Raw genomic sequence first — 17455 nt, forward strand, 5'->3', positions numbered from 1 at the left:
CTCCGGCGCCGCGCGGGTTCTTTCCACCGGGAACCCGCGCGGTATTTTTATGTCTAGAGGGCACCGCCATCGACAATGATTGTCTGCGCCGTCATGGCGGCGGAGGCATTCGAGGCGAGGAACAGGCAGGGGCCGACAAGGTCTTCAGCCACCAGCACCCGCTTCAGGGACTGGCGCGCCACCATCGCCGTGATGCTGTCGTCGTTCAGCCAGAGTTTCTTCTGCCGCTCGGTGACGATCATGCCCGGCAGGATGGCGTTGACGCGGATGTTTTCCGGCCCGAGCTTTCCGGCAAGGCTCTTGGTCAGGCCGATGATCCCGGCCTTGGCTGTCGCATAGGCTGGCAGCCCGCCCATGTTGAGCAGGTAGGCGATCGAGGAGAAATTGACGATCGCACCGCTGCCGGCCTTGCGCAGGTGCGGGACCGCCGCCTGCGAGACGAAGAACATCTGCTTGATGTTGATCGCCTGGGCGTTGTCCCAATATTCCTCGGTGACCGCCTCGAATTCGTGGCGGTCGTCCCAGCCGGCATTGTTGACCAGCACCGATAGCGACCCGAGTTCTTGCGCAGTCCTGTCCACGGCGGCTTTCGCCTCCGCGACATTGCGCAGATCGGCCTTCTGGTAGAGGACCGGATGCCGGGCGGTCCTGGAAAGACGTTCCACCAGTTCGCGGCTGGGGTCGTCGGCAAAGTCGATGAAGGCGACCTTGGCGCCCTGTGCCACAAAACCTTCCACCAGGGCGGCGCCGATGCCGGAACCGCCACCGGTGATCAGCACGCCGCGATCGGCCAGGTCCGCATGCCGTACAGAAATATTGGCCAAAACATCCTCCTTGTCCGGCTTGGTCGCCAAGTTCTATCGCTTCGATGCGGGAAGACAAGGATGCACGACAAACTCTCGCCATCTGGGCGCGCAATGGTCTCGCGATGACCATTGCGACAGGAATAGCCGTCGGCGTCGGGCTTGGCACGGTGCTCGGGACAGCCGTTTTCGACAATATCGGCATCGGTGTTGCCGTGGGCATCGCGATCGGCGTTGCCCTGTCTCAATTCCTGCGTTCGCGATCGAAATAGCCCGAACGAGATCACCGGTTCTTTGCCGGCAATTGCCTTTCGACATCATTGCATTTACTCGGAATGCGGCAGTTCCGGCCATATCCCCGAGTCGGAATCCGACGCTAAAGGAACTTTCCGTGCCTCTTCCCGCCGCCGACATCTCCCTTCCCGAAAAAACCTATGCAGCTTTCCTGTTCGACATGGACGGCACGATCCTGAATTCGATCGCATCCGCCGAACGCGTCTGGGGACGCTGGGCGGCGAAAATGGGTTTCGACGTGGAGGCATTCCTGCCGACCATGCATGGCAAGCGCGGAATCGACACGATCAGCGCACTGAACCTTCCAGGCGTCGATCCGGTCGCCGAGGCCGAGGGCATCCTGCGCGGCGAGATCGAGGATGTCGAAGGGGTCGTACCGATCCCCGGCGCGGTGGAATTCCTCTCCGCGCTGCCTCCGGAGCGCTGGGCGATCGTCACGTCGTCGCCGATCGAGCTCGCCAAGGTCCGGCTTGCCGCGGCCGGCATTCCGCAGCCGCGCTACATGGTGACTGCCGAAGACGTCACCGTCGGCAAGCCCAATCCGCAAGGTTATATCCTGGGTGCGGAACGTCTCGGCGTCAGCCCGTCGGACGTGCTGGTATTCGAGGACGTGCCTGCCGGCATCCAGGCGGGCGAGGCGGCAGGGGCCGACGTCATGGTCATCACCGCCACCCATTCCCATCCGATCGAAACCGGGCATTCGAAAATACCCGGCTATCTCGATGTGGTGCCGCATATCGGCGAGGACGGACGACTTTCGGTTCGCCGCAAGGACTGAGCCTCAGGCGGGCTGGATCGACGCCCGCATGATGCTGATGGTCGCGACCCAGAGCACGACGCCGAGGCCGAGCAGGCAGGCAGCGATCAGATACTGGACCGGATCGCGGCCGGTCCATGGGCCGGCGAGGAAGGCACAGGAGATCGCACCGAGGACCGGCAGGATGGTCGGGGTGCGAAAATGCTTGTGCTCGACGGTGTCCTTGCGCAGCACCAGCACCGCGACGTTGACGATCGCAAAGACGCAGAGAAGCAGCAGCGCCGTGGTGCCGCCGAGCGCTGGAACGCCTCCCGCGAACAGGATCAGCGCGACCGCCAGCAGCGACGTGAAACCGATCGCGATATAGGGCGTGCGACGGCCCGGATGGACCTTGCCGAGCACCGGCGGCAGAACCCCTTCGCGGCTCATGCCGTAGATCAGACGGCTCGCCATCATCATGTTGATCAGTGCGGAATTGGCCACCGCGAACATGGTGATGACCGCGAAGATGCCGATCGGAAAGCCGGGGGCACCGGCCTGCACGACCTTCAGCAGCGGCGTTTCGCCCTGGCCGAGTTCGTTGGCCGGCACCAGCGTGATCGCCGAGATCGCCACCAGCACGTAGATCAGGCCGGTTACCGCCAGGCCGGTCAGCAGCACCTTCGGGAACATCCGGCTCGGCTCCTTGCATTCCTCGGCCATGTTGACCGAGTCCTCGAAGCCGACCATGGCGAAAAAGGCGAGGGTGGTGGCCGCAATGACCGGCCAGAAGACGCCGCCATTATTGGGCGCCGCAAAGGTCCAGGCGCGGGAAACGTCGCCCTGGCCGCCGGCAATCGCCCAGAAGCCGATGCCGATGATGATCAGCAGGCCGGTCAGTTCGACCACGGTCAGCAGCACGTTCATCTTGACGCTTTCCCCGACGCCCCGGAAATTGATGGCGGCAACCAGAGCGATGAAACCGACCGCGATCAGCGGTACGCCCCAGGCGCCGAGATCGAGGCTGAGCGAGGTCGCGAAGTTGGAGGCGAAGGCGCGCGATGCGGTCGCCGCCGAGGTGATGCCCGACGACATCACCGCAAAGGCCACCAGGAAGGTGACGAAGTGGATGCCGAAGGCCTTGTGGGTATAGAGCGCGGCGCCGGCCGCGCGCGGATATTTGGTGACCAGTTCGAGATAGCTGAAGGCGGTAAGGAGGGCGACGACGAAGGCGATCAGAAAGGGCAGCCAGACCACCCCTCCGACCTGCTTGGCCACCTGGCCGGTCAGGGCATAGATGCCCGTTCCGAGAATATCCCCGACGATGAACAGCAGCAGCAATCCGGGTCCCATCACCCGTTGGAGTTCCGTCTTCTGTTCGCCCAATTCAGTGACCGGCTTTTTCATAAACTCCTCCTGATGTTATCGATTCCCTCCGGGAGATTGTTCAATGGGAACAAGCGCCGGTTGTTCCCGAACAAAATCCGGTTGTTCCAGAAAAAATATAGAGGTTTCAGGCCGTTCCGTCTCCAGGCCGAAAACCCAATTTAAAAATTCTGGTTGAAATCTTGCACTTGGTGCAAATATCTCTTAAATGTGACGGTGTAGGCGCTGCACTGCACAATTCTGCGGCCGATATGGGTATTTTTCTTGAACGGAGGTTCCGATGCCTTGGAATTGCCATGCGGGCTGTCAAGGTCGGCGGAATACTCGATTGCATTTTCAAACCGGTGAGTCTCTGACCATGACAGCAGATGCCGCATTCTCCGATTTCCTGCATTTCTTCCGTTCGTGGATCAGCAATCCATTGCGGGTTGCGGCGGTGGCGCCTTCGGGGGATTCGCTCGCGCGGCTGATGACCCAGGAGATAGCTCCCCTCGACGGTCCGGTCATCGAACTCGGTCCGGGCACCGGCGTGTTCACCCGTGCGCTGCTGGCGCGCGGCGTTGCCCAATCCGACCTTACCCTGATCGAATACGGTCCGGAATTCGTTCCCGGCCTGCAGCGGCGGTTTCCGGAAGCGCGAGTTCTGCAGATGGACGCGGCAAAGCTCGCCCATGAAGATATTTTCGAGGGCGAACCGGTCGGCGCGGTCATCAGCGGCCTGCCGCTGCTTTCCATGTCGCCGCGCAAGATTACCGCGATCCTCGGCGGTGCCTTTACCTATATGCGCCCGGGCGGTTCCTTCTATCAGTTCACCTACGGCCCGCGCTGCCCCGTGCCGCGGCCGATCCTCGACCGGCTGGGTTTGAAGGCCGTGCATATCGGCCACACCGTGCGCAACCTGCCGCCGGCTGCCGTCTACCGGATTTCCCGCCGCAAGCCGCTGGACCTGACGCGGGAGCGTTCCAGATATCGTGCCGAGGCAGAGGCTAGTCCGGTCCACAATGCCGACGAAGCGGGCGGCTGAACAAAATCGGATGCAATGACCAGGACGACTGATGGCGCAAAGGAGGGCCGGCGGGAAATCAAGCGCCGGCAGACCCGCGAACGCATCGAGGAAGCGGCGATGAGCCTGTTCCTCGAGCGCGGTTTCGACGCCACGACCATCGAGGAAATTGCCGAACGCGCCGAGGTCTCGAAACGCAGTTTCTTCGACTATTTTCCGTCCAAGGAAGAAGTCGTGTTCGCCTGGCAGGACGGTTTTGCCGACCATCTGATGGCGGCGATTGCGTCCAGGCCAGCGGACGAGCCGGCGGTCAAGGCGGTGCAGCACGGCCTTGTCAGCGCCATCGTCTCGGCGGCCGACGAAAGAGCGATGGCACTCGGAGAACTGATCCGTCGCACGCCGGCACTGAAGGCCCGCGACCAGCTCAAATATGCCAAGCTCGAGCTGAAGCTCACGGAAGCGCTGAAGGCTCGAAGCCGGAGCGACGAGGAGCGGCTGCGCGTGCGCCTGCTTGCCGCTGTGGTCATAGGCGCCTTGCGGGCGGCCGGAGAACTCTGGAACGAACAGCCGCCGAGCACCTCGCTCGAAACCTTCGCGCATCAGTTCTTCGGCGATTTCTGGAAGACGCTTGCCGATTTCGGCAACGAGGGGCAGGGGCGCTGATCAGATCAGGCTGAGCGTCGCCGCGGCGAGTACCACGTAGCGCAGCGCCTTACCGATGAACACCAGGATCAGGAAGGTCGGCAGCGGTTCCTTGAGTACGCCGGCCGCAACCGTGATCGCATCACCGCCGATCGGCAGCCAGCTCAGCAGCAGCGACCATTTTCCGTATTTTCGATACCAGACCTGCGCCTTGTCCAGCTTGTCCTCGCTGACCGGAAACCAGCGGCTGTCGCGAAACCGCTCGACGCCCCGCCCGAGCAGCCAGTTGACTGCAGCGCCCGCCGTATTGCCGACCGAAGCAACCAGCAGCAGACCGACGAGCGAATACCGGTCGGCCAGGATAAGCCCGACCAGGATTGCTTCCGACTGCATCGGAAAGATCGTGGCGGCGATGAAGGCGGCGGAGAATAGACCTGCATAGGCGGCGAAATCGAACATGATGGAGCTATAGCCGAGCCAAATGAAAAAGGGCGGATGAAAATCCGCCCTTTCTGTTTCATTCCAAGGAGGTTCAGGCCTGGCTGGGACGTTCGCCGTCGCCGACGGCCTTTTCGCCGGCGGCTTCGGCCTGCGCCTTGTGGCGGGTGCGCCAGTCGCCAAGGAAGAGCAGGATCGGCGCCGCGATGAAGACCGACGAAAGCGCTGCGACCGCGATACCGAAGACCATCGGCACCGCGAAGCTCTCCACAGCGCTACCACCCCAGATCGCCATCGGCAGCAGGGCCAGGAAGGCGGTTGCCGAAGTATAGAGGCTTCGGGCGAGCGTTTCGTTGATCGATAGGTCGATCACGTCGCGCAACGACATCTTCTTGTAGAGCCGCATGTTTTCACGCATGCGGTCGTAGACCACGACCTTGTCGTTGACGGAATAACCGACCAGCGTCAGCAATGCCGCGATGGCCGTCAGGTTGAAGTCGAGACCGGTCAGCGCGAAGAAGCCGATCGTCTTCGTCACGTCGAGGACGAGCGTCGCGATCGCGCCGACGGCGAACGGCCATTCGAACCGCGCCCAGATGTAGATCATCATGGCGATCGAGGCGAGACCGACTGACAGGAAGCCGGCGGTGGCGAGCTCGCCGCTGACCTTCGGGCCGACCACTTCGGTGCGTTCCACCTTGGCGGTCTGGTCGATCTTGGTGATCTCCGCCTTCAGCTTCTCGACGGCTACCGTCTGGGCCTGCTCGCCGCCGGGCTGGCGCTCGACGCGGACAAGCACGCGGTTGTTGCCGCCGAATTCCTGCAGGGCGACTTCGCCGAGGCCGAGCTCTCCGAGGCCGGAGCGGAAGGCTGCAAGGTCGGTCTGTTGCGTGGTGGTGACTTCCATCTGGATGCCGCCGCGGAAGTCGACGCCGTAGTTGAGGCCCGGCGTGAAGAACAGCACGACCGAGGCGATCGACAGGATGACGGAGACGCCGATGCCGAGGAAGCGGCCCTTCATGAAGTGGATATGGGTGCCGTCCGGAACGAGCTTGATCGGCAGCAGCGGCCTGATGTCGATCTTCTTCAGCTTCCTGCGGGCGGTGATGAACACCATCGCGACGCGAACGACGGACACGGCCGTGAACATCGAGATCATGATGCCGAGGCCCATGGTGACGGCGAAACCGCGCACCGGGCCGGAGCCGAACCAGAAGAGCAGGACCGTGGCGATCAAGCTGGTGACGTTACTGTCGACGATGGTCGAATAGGCGCGCTTGAAGCCCGCGTCGATCGCCGCAAAGGCGCTGCGACCCTTGCGCGACTCTTCCTTGATGCGTTCGTTGATGAGGACGTTGGCGTCAACGGCAAGGCCGATGCCGAGCACGACGCCGGCGATGCCGGGCAAGGTCAGCGTCGAGCCGATCAGCGTCAGGCCGGCGAAGGTCAGGATGACGTTGATGAACAGCGCGACGTTCGCGAGGATGCCCCAGGTGCCGTAGAGAAACAGCATGAAGGCGACGACCAGGCCGAAGCCGATGATGCCGGTGAAAATGCCCATCTCGATGGCATCGGCACCAAGGTCGGCACCGACGGTGCGTTCCTCGATGACGGTCAGCTTGGCGGGCAGGGCGCCGGCGCGCAGCAGCGCAGACAGCGTGTTGGCTTCCGAAACCGAGAAGCCGCCGGAGATTTGGCCCGAACCGCCGGTGATCGGCGTGCGGATGACCGGCGCGCTGAGCACCTTGTTGTCGAGCACGATCGCAAAGGGACGGCCGACATTCTGCTGGGTGATCTGCGCGAAGCGGTTGGCACCGGCGCTGTCGAAGCGGAAGTTGACGACCGGTTCGTTGGTCTGCTGGTCGAAGGCGGCGCGGGCATCCGTCAGTCGGTCGCCGGACAGTTCGACGCGGTCGAGGACCGGATACTGGTTGCCGCGCTCGTCGGCGAGCATGGTGACGCCGGCCTCGCCCTGCTGGCCGAGCAGATGGAAACTCATCTTGGCGGTCGAGCCGAGGAGCTGGCGAAGACGGGAGGGATCCTGCTCGCCTGGGAGCTGCACGAGGACGCGGTCCGATCCGACCCGCTGGATTGTCGGCTCGGCGACGCCGACTTGGTCGACGCGCTGGCGGATGATTTCAAGGCTCTGCTCGACAGCCGCGGTGATGTGCGAGTTTATGCCGGCTTCCGTCTGGGCGATCAAGATCGTGTTGTCGGTCGGCGTGGTGATCGCGAGATCGCTGCCGCCGACGCTCGTGCCGAGGCCGATCGGATTGGCTAGCGTCTGGAGTTCCGTCACGGCTGCAGCGCGCTGGGCCGCGTCGCGCACCGCAACGGTGATCGTATCCCCGGACCGGCGGATCGCCGAAGTGTTGATGTTCTTGTCGCGCAGCACGCGGCGGGCGTCCTGCAGCAGGCTTTGGACGCGTTCGTTGATCAGGTCGGGACGGTCCACCTCGAGCACGAGGTGCGAACCACCACGCAGGTCGAGGCCGAGTGCCACGCGGCTATGCGGCAGCCATGACGGCATGCGGTCGAGCGCCGACTGGGGGATCACGTTCGGCAGTGCGACCAGAATGCCGAGAATGATGATGACGGCATAGCTCGCCACCAACCATGGGGAATTTCTCATATGTTTAATCCTGCTGAGCCCGAGCCACGCTCTTGTCGAGCGGTTAGGGCTGAATGCTGATGTCGTTCAAGCGCTTGGCGCGCGATATCTCAGACGCGGGCCGGCGGCGCGCGCGGCAGCGAACCATGCCAGAACGGGGAGGCCGCCGGATGGGAAGACGGCTTCGAGGCGAAGGCCGGGACAAAAATCGGGAAAGTGATCTCGATGGCGCGGGCTTCCAGCGCACCGCCGCCCGTGTGCCAATGGGCGCCCGTTGCGTCCTTGCGGTCCAGGGCTGCCAGTGCGCGCAGAGGTTCGCGCTTGGTGAGGTGCGGAGTATCGCTGGTCCTGTCGGCCGAAAGAATGCCGCGGGGGAATTGTACGTCCTTGACGACACTCGACAGCAGGCCGAACAGCGCGGCGATCAGCAGAGCGGCGGCAAAGACCGGCCAGCGCGACAGGTGGCTTTCCTGTTCGCGTCCGTTTCTCGTCCGCTTGTCCTGCGGAAACAGCGCCATCCGCATCAGCTCCGGAGCGTTAAAAATCCCGAAGTCTTGGCTTCGGAACGGAATGCCGCCTTCTAAAGGAGAGGTGGGAGGCGGTCAATCTCCAGTCGGCTGGGAGCGTAACGGCAGATTGCGGCGGCATTTGCGCCGATCAGGGCATTGCGGGTCGGAATTCGGCGCTTTTGCCGATCGGTCTGCATGAGACCAGGAAACGCCGCCTCTATTTGTGGATCGGGTCCTTCCACAGGACTTCTTCCGGCTTCTCGATGGGTTCGATATCGAGATTGACGACGACCGGGTCCTGGCCGGAGCGGCAGAGCACGCATTCCAGCGTTTCGTCCGGACTGGCATTGATCTCCTGGTGCGGTACATAGGGCGGCACGTAGATGAAATCGCCGGGGCCGGCCTCCGCCACGAATTCCAGGTTGTCGCCCCAGCGCATCCGCGCTTTTCCCTTGAGCACATAGATGATGCTTTCGAGATCGCCGTGGTGATGGGCGCCGGTCTTGGCGTTGGCATGGATCGTCACCGTCCCGGCCCAGATCTTCTCGGCGCCGGCACGGGCGTTGTTGATCGCGGTCGCGCGGTTCATGCCGGGAGTCTGGGCGGTGTTGGGATCGAGGGAATTGCCCGGAATGACTTTCACGCCGTGCTCGCGCCAATCGACGTTGGAATGACCGTCATGGTCATCGTCATGAGGGTGGTGATGATCGTCGTGGCTATGGCTCAAGATCGTTCTCATTGACTAGGACGGGGCTCACCAACTCTTGCGAGTAGGGGGTCCGCGAGCCCCTGACCGGCGTCATGCCGGCTGGAGGCCACGTAGCTTTGCTCGATGAACATGATCAATGGGAACATCCCAAATGTCAAAGACTTGGTAAGGAAAGAATAGCTTTCCTGTTTCAAATCAACGCACTGTCACGCGCCGATGACCTCTTTAGCCTCTCCCGCGCGAGCGGCAGATCGAACCGCCGCTTGCCGGTTGCACTGCGGATCGCGTCGCGAAACACCGCCGACCTTCGTGGGTGAAGGAGCCTCAAACGCCCTGGATGAGCGGCAGGACTTCGATCGAGCCCTGGTAGATCATGTCGAGGGCCACATAGACGATGACGGCTAGGCCCACATAGGCGATCCAGCGGAAGCGGGACAGGAGTTTGGCGACGAAGTTGGCCGCCACGCCCATCAGTGCGATCGAGATGATCAGGCCGACGACGAGCACTATGGAATGTTCCTTGGCGGCACCGGCGACGGCAAGCACATTGTCGAGCGACATGGAGACGTCGGCGACGACGATCTGGGTGGCGGCCTGGAAAAAGGTCTTGTTGGCGGCCTTTTCCTTCGCTTCGGCGGCAGCATGTGCGTCATCGCTGTGGCCTTCGCGCAGTTCGCCCCACATCTTCCAGCAGACCCAGCCGAGCAGCAGGCCGCCCGCAAGCTGAAGCCCCTTGATCGCCAGAAGATAGGTGGCGACGACCGCAAACACGAGGCGCAGTACGGTGGCGGCGGAAATGCCGAAGATGATCGCTTTCTTGCGGAGTTCGACAGGAAGACCGGCGGCGGCAAGGCCGATGACGATGGCATTGTCGCCGGAAAGAACGAGGTTGATGGCAATGACCTCGAGAAGCGCCGCAAAGCCGCCTGCGGTGAAGAGTTCCATGATGAAGCGTGAACCTGAATCGGGAGTAGATTGAGGGGTATGAGGCTATGCTGATCTTCTAGTCATGCTTTTATGTGGACTGGTACAGAATATTTCCAGGCGCTTGGCAAGCGCATTTTGCGTTTTGTCAAACGGCATCGTCCGCTATCGAAGCGGATTTCGCCCGGGGAGAAGGCAGACGATCCGAGCCGCAGATTTTCACGGCGCTCTACCTCCACTTGCCGCGACTCACCTGCCCCCTATATGGCCTCACGGCGGAGCAGGTCCCCAACCTGCCACTCACGGCGCGGAGTTTTTTCGCTTCGGGAAAGCTGAGGGGGCAAGCATTCAAGGGATGAAGGAGACGTTGATGGCGCAGAAGGCCGTTGTGCTTGTCGTCGAGGATGAACCGCTGATCCGCTTTACCACGCTCGATGCGTTGGAAGAGGTCGGACATCACGTATTGGAAGCCGGCAATGCCGACGAGGCGATGGTGCTGTTCCGCAACCGCGACGATATCGACATTGTCTTCACCGACGTCAACATGGCGGGCTCCATGGATGGCATTCAGCTTGCTCAGCGTATCCGCGCCATCCGCCCGAGCATCGGCATCATCATCACGTCGGGCGTCGTCAGCCTCGATCCGATGCTTCTGCCGACCAATACGGTGTTCCTGCCGAAACCCTATCAGCACGACCTGCTGCTGTCCTCAATCCACGAGATGATGCCAGGCTGAACATCGGCGGGCCGAAGACGGGCCGCCGGAACCAAGTGGCATGGCTTCCGGTTACCTCCTTCGATCAACCGGAGGAATTTCAGATGCTGAAGAGGTTCATTGCGTTTTCCGCCCTCTCGCTGTCGCTTGCGGCACCCGTCCTGGCCCAGACATCCGGCCCTGGCGCAACTCCCGCCTTGCCCGGCACGACAGCGACGACACCCGATGCCAATTCCGGCGCCTCGACGGTCACGACGCTTCCCGGCGTTACCGATCCGACGACCACCAACAGCACGACCGGCACCGTCGATCACGAAGATCACTGCCAGCCGCCGGGGACGCCGAGCAATACCAATCCAAGCGCCGAAGCCCCGACGCTGCCGCGGCCTGAACAGGCGTGCAACTGACAGAGACACGAAAACGCCTTTACTCTTCGTCAATCTCTATTAAGTTGGTAGACATTGAAGCGGCCAGGGAAGCGGATCCAAAAACCTCTTCCCGTGGTCCCCAAGACAGCCTTTCGCCCAGAGCAACCAAGGACGAGGAGTGTGCTTGATGACTTATGATGTCGCCGTCGTCGGTTCCGGTTTTTCCGCAATTGCGCTTACCATCAATCTCCTTCGCTTCCTGCCGGCCTCAGCTTCGATCGCCGTGGTCGGAGATGATCCCGGCTTCGGGCGGGGTACCGCCTACCGCACCGAATTTTACCTGCACCGCCTCAATGTACCGGCGGCGCGGATGAGCGTGTTTCCGGATCGGCCGGACGATTTCGTCGAATGGCTGCGCCGTCAGGGCAGAGCGGCTTTTCCCGAGGATTTCGCCTCTCGCGGCGACTATGGCCTCTACCTGCGCGACACGCTGGCCTCGCTGCTGAGGCCCCGCGAGCGGCGGGCGCATGTGGATTTCATCCGGGCCAAGGCCACCGCCTGCGTCCACTGCGAACAGGACGGGCTCGTTTTCCATCTCGACAATGGCGGCGAACTGCGGGCTCGTAGCGTTATCCTGGCACTCGGCGTCGGCAATGCCGATCTGCCTCTGCCGAAGGATCGCATCGATTCGGCCGTCGGCGCCCGAACCATCGACAATCCCTGGCGACTGGGGTGGCTTTCGCGCGTGGGCCGCACCGACGAACTCTGTATCTTCGGCTCTGGACTAACAATGATCGACCAGGTCCTGTCGCTGCGGGCCCAGGGCCATCGCGGCCGCATCCATGTCCTGTCGCGGCGCGGACTGGTGCCGCACCCGCATCCGACCCGACGCGCCGCTCCGGTCACGCCGGACCTGCCCGATACCCGGGAAATCAGCGCCCTGCTTCACGCTTTGCGCCGGCAGGTGGAGAAGGGTGCCGACTGGCGAGGCGTCGTCGATGGCCTCCGACCCCAGACCCAGGCTTTGTGGCAGAGCCTCAGTGCCGTTCAGCGGTCCCGTTTCCTTCGGCACGCGCTGGCCTGGTGGAATGTCCACCGCCATCGTATCGCGCCCGAGGTGTTCGCTCGCTTCGACGCGCTTCTGAAGGATGGCACGGTCACCGTGCATGCAGGCTTCCTCCGCTCGATCGACAGGGATGGCGAGGGTGCGCGTGTCCAGTTCAGGCAGCGCGGCACGCCGGATATCGTCTCCCTCCATGCCGACTGGATCGTCAACTGCACAGGCATGGAGCGCGCCGGCATCGGCCATTCGCCGCTGCTGACGGAGATGCGCAATCGACAGATGATCTCCATGGACGAACTCGGACTTGGCATTTGCGTCGATCGGCAGTCTCGGGTTCTCGACCCGGACGGCCGGCCGCAGCCGGGCCTGTTTGCAGCCGGAGCGCTGACGGCCGGCCAGTTCTGGGAGATCACGGCGGTGCCGGACATCCGTGTCCAGGCGAAGGCGCTTGCCGAAGAGATCACGACCCAGATCGCCCGCGCTGCGCCGCGGACGGCCCGCATCGCGTGACCAGGCATTCTCTGAGCATGATTTTCTCTTGACGGGATATCTGCGGCAGGTTCCTTGCTTTCATGCTGCGGTACCCTCGCTAATCTAGAGAAAGTCATTGCGCAGAGAGGAATTTCCATGGCCCTGAAACTCGTCGGTCTTGCGGGGAGCTATAACCGCCCATCCAAGACTTTTGCGCTGGTCGAACACATCGCTTCCGTGGCAGCCGAACGTTATGGATTCGACACCCGGCTTCACGACCTCACCGATGTCGGGCCGTCTCTCGGTCAGGCACAACGCCAGGGCGATCTCGACGAAGCCGCCGCCAAGGTGCTCGCCGATGTCGTGGATGCCGATTTCCTGATCGTCGGTTCGCCAACCTACAAGGGCAGCTATCCCGGCCTGTTCAAACATTTCATCGACCTGATCGATCCGGAACAATTGCGCGCCAAGCCGATCCTAATCACCGCAACCGGCGGCGGCGACCGGCACGCATTGATGGTCGAACATCAGCTTCGGCCGCTGTTCGGCTTCTTCATGGCCCATACATTGCCGACGGCGGTCTACGCCTCCGATCGCGATTTCGCCGACTATCGGATCGTCTCGGAATCCCTGCAGCAACGGATCGGGTTTGCCGTCGACGAGCTTGCCGCCTTCTTCCCCGTCCGGGAACTCGCTGCCGCCGAGTAACTTTACTTTCGCCGGATTTGTCGTCATCAATCCCCGCCATCGCAATCCGGAGGGGAACGCATGACGATCGAAGAAGACATGGCGAAGATCGCGGAACAGGAGAAGGCACTCGTCTTCGACCGGTTCGACCTGACCACTGCCTGGGACCTCGGATCGCTGCTTCGCCATATGGCCGTCGAACGGGGCCTGAGCGTCGTCATCGACGTGCGGCTACATTCGATGTCGGCCTTCTACACGGCATTGCCGGGCACCACCGCAGATAACGAAAACTGGGTACGCCGCAAGCGCAATCTGGTGTTCCGCTTTTTCCAGTCGAGTTATGCAATCGGGCGGAAGCTCGAGCTCCAGGGTGATACGGTGGAAAGCCGATACGGTATTCCCGCAGCGGACCACGCGCCGCATGGCGGCAGCTTTCCGATCAAGGTCGCCGGTGTCGGCTGCATCGGGGCGGTGACGGTGTCGGGCCTGCCGCAGCGCGAGGATCATAACATGGTCGTCGAAGCCCTTGCCCGGATGACCGGCAAGGATATCTCCACACTCCGTCTCGACTAAGGAGATATGCCATGGCGCAGGCCGACATAAAAACCCCCGAGGAAGTTTTCACCTTCTGGTTCAAGGAGCTGACCCGCACGGACTGGTTCGAGAAGAACGAGGCGCTCGACGAGGCGATGCGCCGGCATTTCGCGGCCACTCATCTTTCGCTTGCCCGCGGCGAGCTCGACGCCTGGCGGACGTCCCCGGAAAATCGGCTGGCGGCAGTGATCGTGCTCGACCAGCTTTCCCGCAACCTCTATCGCGGCACCCCGCTTGCCTTCGCAACGGATTGGCTGGCCTTGCGTGAGGCAAGGCTGGCGATCGAGGCGGGCGCGGATATGGCCGTTCTGCCCGAGCAGCGCGGCTTCTTCTATCTTCCCTTCGAACATTCGGAGACGCTCGCCGATCAGGATCGGTCGGTTGAGCTGTTCGCATTGCTGGGTGATGCGGAATATCTGGATTATGCGGAACGTCACCGCGCGGTGATCCGCGAATTTGGCCGTTTCCCGCACCGCAATGCGCTGCTCGGCCGGGAATCGACCGCCGCCGAACTCGAATATCTTGCCAAGCCCGGCGCCGGTTTCTGATCTTGAAGTAGTTATCGGCGGAACATGCGTGCGACGGCAATCAGGATGCATGCACCGATGAAGCCGGCAATCAGATAGCCGATCCAGCCGCCGAGCACGACGCCGAAGACGCCGAGAATGGCATTGGCGATGATGGCGCCGACAATGCCCAGGATGATGTTCATGATCAAGCCCATGTCGCTTTTCATGAACTTTTCGGCGAGCCAGCCGGCAATGCCGCCGATGATGATGGCTGCGATCCAGCCGATACCTGCCTGTTCCATGACTTACCCTCAATGATTGTTGGGACGGGGAAACGCGAAGAAATGTTCCAGGTTCCAGGAATTGGAACAATTCCTGGAACCTGGACTACAGCATTCCTTTTCTTCGCCCAGAAGTCACTCTATTTTCGCCGACGAATCCGATCGAAAGACAAAAGAGCAGACATTTGACAGAACTTCCCACGACCGGCCGTTCAACCATTCTGCGGGTAACCCGCGTGCTCTTTGCGGCACTCATGACCGCCGCCGTCCAGCTGGGCTCGCCGTCGCATGTGCTGGCCCAGACGCAACAGCAGGCGCAGGGACAGCGCCAGGAGCAGGTGCCACCCGACGTCACCCTCGATTCCATCAATTCGGACATGAAGGGCAAGATCGACACGATCCGTCAGCGGCTCGATAGCTTCCGCAACCGGATCCAAAGCGACGCCGATGACGATGCGCGCCTTGCGGAACTCAGGGTCCAGGCGGAAACGATCGTCGGCGAAATGCGCTCGGCCTCGGATGCCATGCGCACCCGCGTCGAACAGATCCAGGCCCGGCTCAAAAGCCTCGGCGAGGCGCCGGCAGCCGGCCAGCCTCCGGAAGCGCCCGCGGTCGTCGAAGAGCGCAACCGGCTGTTGAACGAGCGCTCCGAGCTCAATCTTATCGTCGACGACGCCGGCCGGCTTTCCAACAGCGCGAACCAGGTCGCCAACACGATCACCAATCTGCGCCGGACGCTGTTTACCCAGACGCTGTTCCGCCACACCGAGCTGTCGGGCGAATTGTTTGCCGATGCCGGCCACGCGTTCGTCGCCGAGGTCAGGAATTTCGCCTCCACCTTCAGCGGCTGGATCAGTTTCGTCTGGAAATTCAAGAAGCTGCAGCTGCTGGGCGCTCTGGCGCTGTCGCTCGGCGCGGCCATGCTCTTCCTGTCCGGAGGATACCGGCTGTTCGGGCGCTTCATCCGGCGAAACGACCATGAGCATCCTTCCTACATAAGGCGTTTGTCGGTGGCGTTCTGGTCGACGGTCATCCAGACCGTGTCGCTGGCGGCCTTCCTGGTCGCCTCCTTCCTGTTCCTCGACGGCTTCAACGTGCTGCGGACGGATATCACGCCGATCATTGTGACCTTCTTCGGCTTCGTCTGGTTCGTCAATTTCGTCTGGAAGCTCACCTATGGCGTATTGGCGCCGGGCGAGCCGGAGTGGCGGCTCGTCCGCATCACCAATCGCGGCGCCCGCCTGCTGACGCTCGCCGTGCTCGCCATGGCGATCGTCAACGGGCTCGACTACCTGCTCGGCGCGATCAGCGAGGCGCTGAATTCGCCGCTGGTTCTGACCATCGTCAAAAGCCTGCTCGCGTCGGTGATCATAGGCCTGATCCTGATTGCCATCTCCTTCGTCCAGCCGCGGCTTGTCGAGGGTGAAGATCCCGATGGGCCGGGACATCGGTGGCCGCGCTTCTTTCCACTGTTCCTCCGGATCATGGGCCTGCTCCTGATCCTGTCGGTGCTGACAGGATATGTGGGGCTTGCCCGGTTCGCTTCGACCCAGATTGTGCTGACCGGCGCGGTGATCGTGCTGATCTATATCGGGCTGCTGTCGGGCAGGGCGGTTTCGAAACAGGGGTCGTTCACGGATACGGCGGTCGGTCGCCGGCTGGCCGAAAGCTTCAATTTCGGCGAGGTCTCCCTCGACCAGGCAGGGCTCGTCGCGGGACTGGGCATCTATGCCTTTGCACTGATCCTCGGCATCCCCCTCATCCTGCTGACCTGGGGCTTCCAGATCGCCGATATCGAAGCCTGGATCTACAGTTTCTTCACGCAGATCCGGATCGGCAACATCTCGATCTCGATCGTCGGCATTCTCGGCGGCATTCTGCTCTTCGGCCTCGGTTTCGTCGTCACCCGCTGGGTGCAGAAGTGGATCGACGGCAATGTGCTGGCGCGCAGCCAGGTGGATCTCGGCGTCCGCAACTCGGTCAAGACCGGTATCGGCTATCTCGGCGTCGGGCTCGCGGTGCTCGTCGGCGTTTCTGCCGCCGGCATCGACCTGTCGAGCTTCGCGCTGGTGGCGTCCGCCTTGTCGGTCGGCATCGGTTTCGGCCTCCAGAATATCGTCTCGAACTTCGTGTCCGGCCTAATCCTGCTCGTCGAGCGGCCCTTCAAGGTGGGCGACCATGTGGTGACCGGGGCGACGGAAGGTATCGTCAAGCGCATTTCGGTGCGCGCCACAGAGATCGAGACGTTCCGCAAGCAGTCGATCATCGTGCCGAATTCCGACCTCATCAATTCGCCGGTCGGCAACTGGACGCATCGCAACAAGATCGGGCGTTCCGAGGTGCCGGTCGCGGTGAGCCACCACACCGATCCGCAGAAGGTGATGGATATCCTTCTGGAACTGGTCGATCAGGTGCCGGAAGTGCTGCGCAATCCGGAACCGCACGTGGAGTTTCTGAGCTTTGGTCCTTCCTCGCTCAATTTCGAGCTGAGGTTCCATCTGGCCGACATGGGCGAGGGCTTGAGAATTCGCAACAATCTGAGGATCGCCATCCTCAAGCGGTTCAAGGAGGAGGGGATCGATATCCCGTTCCCGCAGCAGGAAATCATCTTTCATCGGGGCAGGCCGATCCCGCAGGAGGAGAACGATGCAAGAGGCGGCGCATGACCGTCCCTCCGCTCGAGCCCCGCGGCCATTCTGAGGATCGTCGCGG

The 17455-nt window shown here is 62.3% G+C and carries 19 protein-coding genes; 11 read left to right on the forward strand and 8 right to left on the reverse strand.

The features are described from left to right. Positions 1-53: 53 nt before the first annotated feature. Positions 54-824, reverse strand: coding sequence for an SDR family NAD(P)-dependent oxidoreductase (locus C5L10_RS14475; protein WP_105430399.1), 771 nt, complete (start codon positions 822-824; stop codon positions 54-56). Positions 825-928: 104 nt separating this feature from the next. Here C5L10_RS14475 and C5L10_RS14480 point away from each other — a divergent pair, with 104 nt between their 5' ends. Together C5L10_RS14480 and C5L10_RS14485 are read left to right on the forward strand one after the other, a co-directional pair. Then, on the forward strand, positions 929-1075 hold the full coding sequence (locus C5L10_RS14480) for a hypothetical protein (protein WP_172717028.1): 147 nt from the start codon (positions 929-931) through the stop codon (positions 1073-1075). Between the two features lie 119 nt (positions 1076-1194). Next, positions 1195-1875: an HAD family hydrolase gene (locus C5L10_RS14485; RefSeq protein WP_105430261.1), complete on the forward strand. Its 681-nt coding sequence runs from the start codon at positions 1195-1197 to the stop codon at positions 1873-1875. Between the two features lie 3 nt (positions 1876-1878). Here the strand turns inward: C5L10_RS14485 and C5L10_RS14490 are convergent, their stop codons facing one another. Further along, positions 1879-3240: an APC family permease gene (locus tag C5L10_RS14490; RefSeq protein ID WP_105430262.1), complete on the reverse strand. Its 1362-nt coding sequence runs from the start codon at positions 3238-3240 to the stop codon at positions 1879-1881. A gap of 337 nt (positions 3241-3577) precedes the next feature. Between C5L10_RS14490 and C5L10_RS14500 the strand changes: the two genes are divergently transcribed. Continuing rightward, a complete protein-coding gene (locus C5L10_RS14500) occupies positions 3578-4243 on the forward strand; it encodes a class I SAM-dependent methyltransferase (RefSeq protein WP_046636333.1) in 666 nt (221 codons plus the stop codon). Between the two features lie 15 nt (positions 4244-4258). Beyond that, the gene (locus tag C5L10_RS14505) at positions 4259-4885 is read left to right on the forward strand and encodes a TetR family transcriptional regulator (protein ID WP_105430264.1); all 627 of its coding nucleotides are present in this window, start codon (positions 4259-4261) and stop codon (positions 4883-4885) included. On the opposite strand, the gene C5L10_RS14510 is transcribed toward C5L10_RS14505, so the two are convergent. From C5L10_RS14510 to C5L10_RS14530, 5 genes are all read right to left on the reverse strand, one after another. Beyond that, complete coding sequence (locus C5L10_RS14510) at positions 4886-5323, reverse strand: YqaA family protein (protein WP_105430265.1); 438 nt, start codon at positions 5321-5323, stop codon at positions 4886-4888. A gap of 73 nt (positions 5324-5396) precedes the next feature. Continuing rightward, positions 5397-7934: a protein translocase subunit SecD gene (gene secD, locus C5L10_RS14515; protein ID WP_105430266.1), complete on the reverse strand. Its 2538-nt coding sequence runs from the start codon at positions 7932-7934 to the stop codon at positions 5397-5399. 89 nt (positions 7935-8023) lie between these two features. Next, positions 8024-8431, reverse strand: a complete 408-nt coding sequence (locus C5L10_RS14520) for a hypothetical protein (RefSeq protein WP_046667011.1) — start codon at positions 8429-8431, stop codon at positions 8024-8026. 208 nt (positions 8432-8639) lie between these two features. Beyond that, on the reverse strand, positions 8640-9149 hold the full coding sequence (locus C5L10_RS14525; RefSeq protein ID WP_245282787.1) for a cupin domain-containing protein: 510 nt from the start codon (positions 9147-9149) through the stop codon (positions 8640-8642). A gap of 306 nt (positions 9150-9455) precedes the next feature. Continuing rightward, on the reverse strand, positions 9456-10076 hold the full coding sequence (locus tag C5L10_RS14530; RefSeq protein WP_105430267.1) for a TerC family protein: 621 nt from the start codon (positions 10074-10076) through the stop codon (positions 9456-9458). Positions 10077-10425: 349 nt separating this feature from the next. Between C5L10_RS14530 and C5L10_RS14535 the strand changes: the two genes are divergently transcribed. The 6 genes from C5L10_RS14535 to C5L10_RS14560 all read left to right on the forward strand — a co-directional run bounded on the left by C5L10_RS14535 (position 10426) and on the right by C5L10_RS14560 (position 14501). Further along, the gene (locus C5L10_RS14535; RefSeq protein ID WP_046636327.1) at positions 10426-10791 is read left to right on the forward strand and encodes a response regulator; all 366 of its coding nucleotides are present in this window, start codon (positions 10426-10428) and stop codon (positions 10789-10791) included. Positions 10792-10874: 83 nt separating this feature from the next. Further along, on the forward strand, positions 10875-11177 hold the full coding sequence (locus tag C5L10_RS14540) for a hypothetical protein (RefSeq protein WP_105430268.1): 303 nt from the start codon (positions 10875-10877) through the stop codon (positions 11175-11177). A gap of 148 nt (positions 11178-11325) precedes the next feature. Next, a complete protein-coding gene (locus tag C5L10_RS14545) occupies positions 11326-12711 on the forward strand; it encodes an FAD/NAD(P)-binding protein (RefSeq protein ID WP_105430269.1) in 1386 nt (461 codons plus the stop codon). Between the two features lie 117 nt (positions 12712-12828). Then, positions 12829-13380, forward strand: coding sequence for an FMN reductase (gene msuE / locus C5L10_RS14550; RefSeq protein WP_105430270.1), 552 nt, complete (start codon positions 12829-12831; stop codon positions 13378-13380). Positions 13381-13440: 60 nt separating this feature from the next. After that, positions 13441-13932, forward strand: a complete 492-nt coding sequence (locus C5L10_RS14555; RefSeq protein WP_105403487.1) for a heme-degrading domain-containing protein — start codon at positions 13441-13443, stop codon at positions 13930-13932. Positions 13933-13943: 11 nt separating this feature from the next. After that, positions 13944-14501: a DUF924 family protein gene (locus C5L10_RS14560; protein ID WP_105430271.1), complete on the forward strand. Its 558-nt coding sequence runs from the start codon at positions 13944-13946 to the stop codon at positions 14499-14501. A gap of 11 nt (positions 14502-14512) precedes the next feature. Here the strand turns inward: C5L10_RS14560 and C5L10_RS14565 are convergent, their stop codons facing one another. Next, positions 14513-14764 (reverse strand): GlsB/YeaQ/YmgE family stress response membrane protein, encoded by a 252-nt coding sequence (locus tag C5L10_RS14565; protein ID WP_046599797.1) that lies wholly within the window; start codon positions 14762-14764, stop codon positions 14513-14515. A gap of 164 nt (positions 14765-14928) precedes the next feature. Here C5L10_RS14565 and C5L10_RS14570 point away from each other — a divergent pair, with 164 nt between their 5' ends. Next, on the forward strand, positions 14929-17409 hold the full coding sequence (locus C5L10_RS14570) for a mechanosensitive ion channel domain-containing protein (protein ID WP_245448004.1): 2481 nt from the start codon (positions 14929-14931) through the stop codon (positions 17407-17409). Positions 17410-17455 lie beyond the last annotated feature (46 nt).

This window comes from Neorhizobium sp. T6_25, assembly GCF_002968555.1.
Taxonomy (GTDB): Bacteria; Pseudomonadota; Alphaproteobacteria; order Rhizobiales; family Rhizobiaceae; genus Neorhizobium.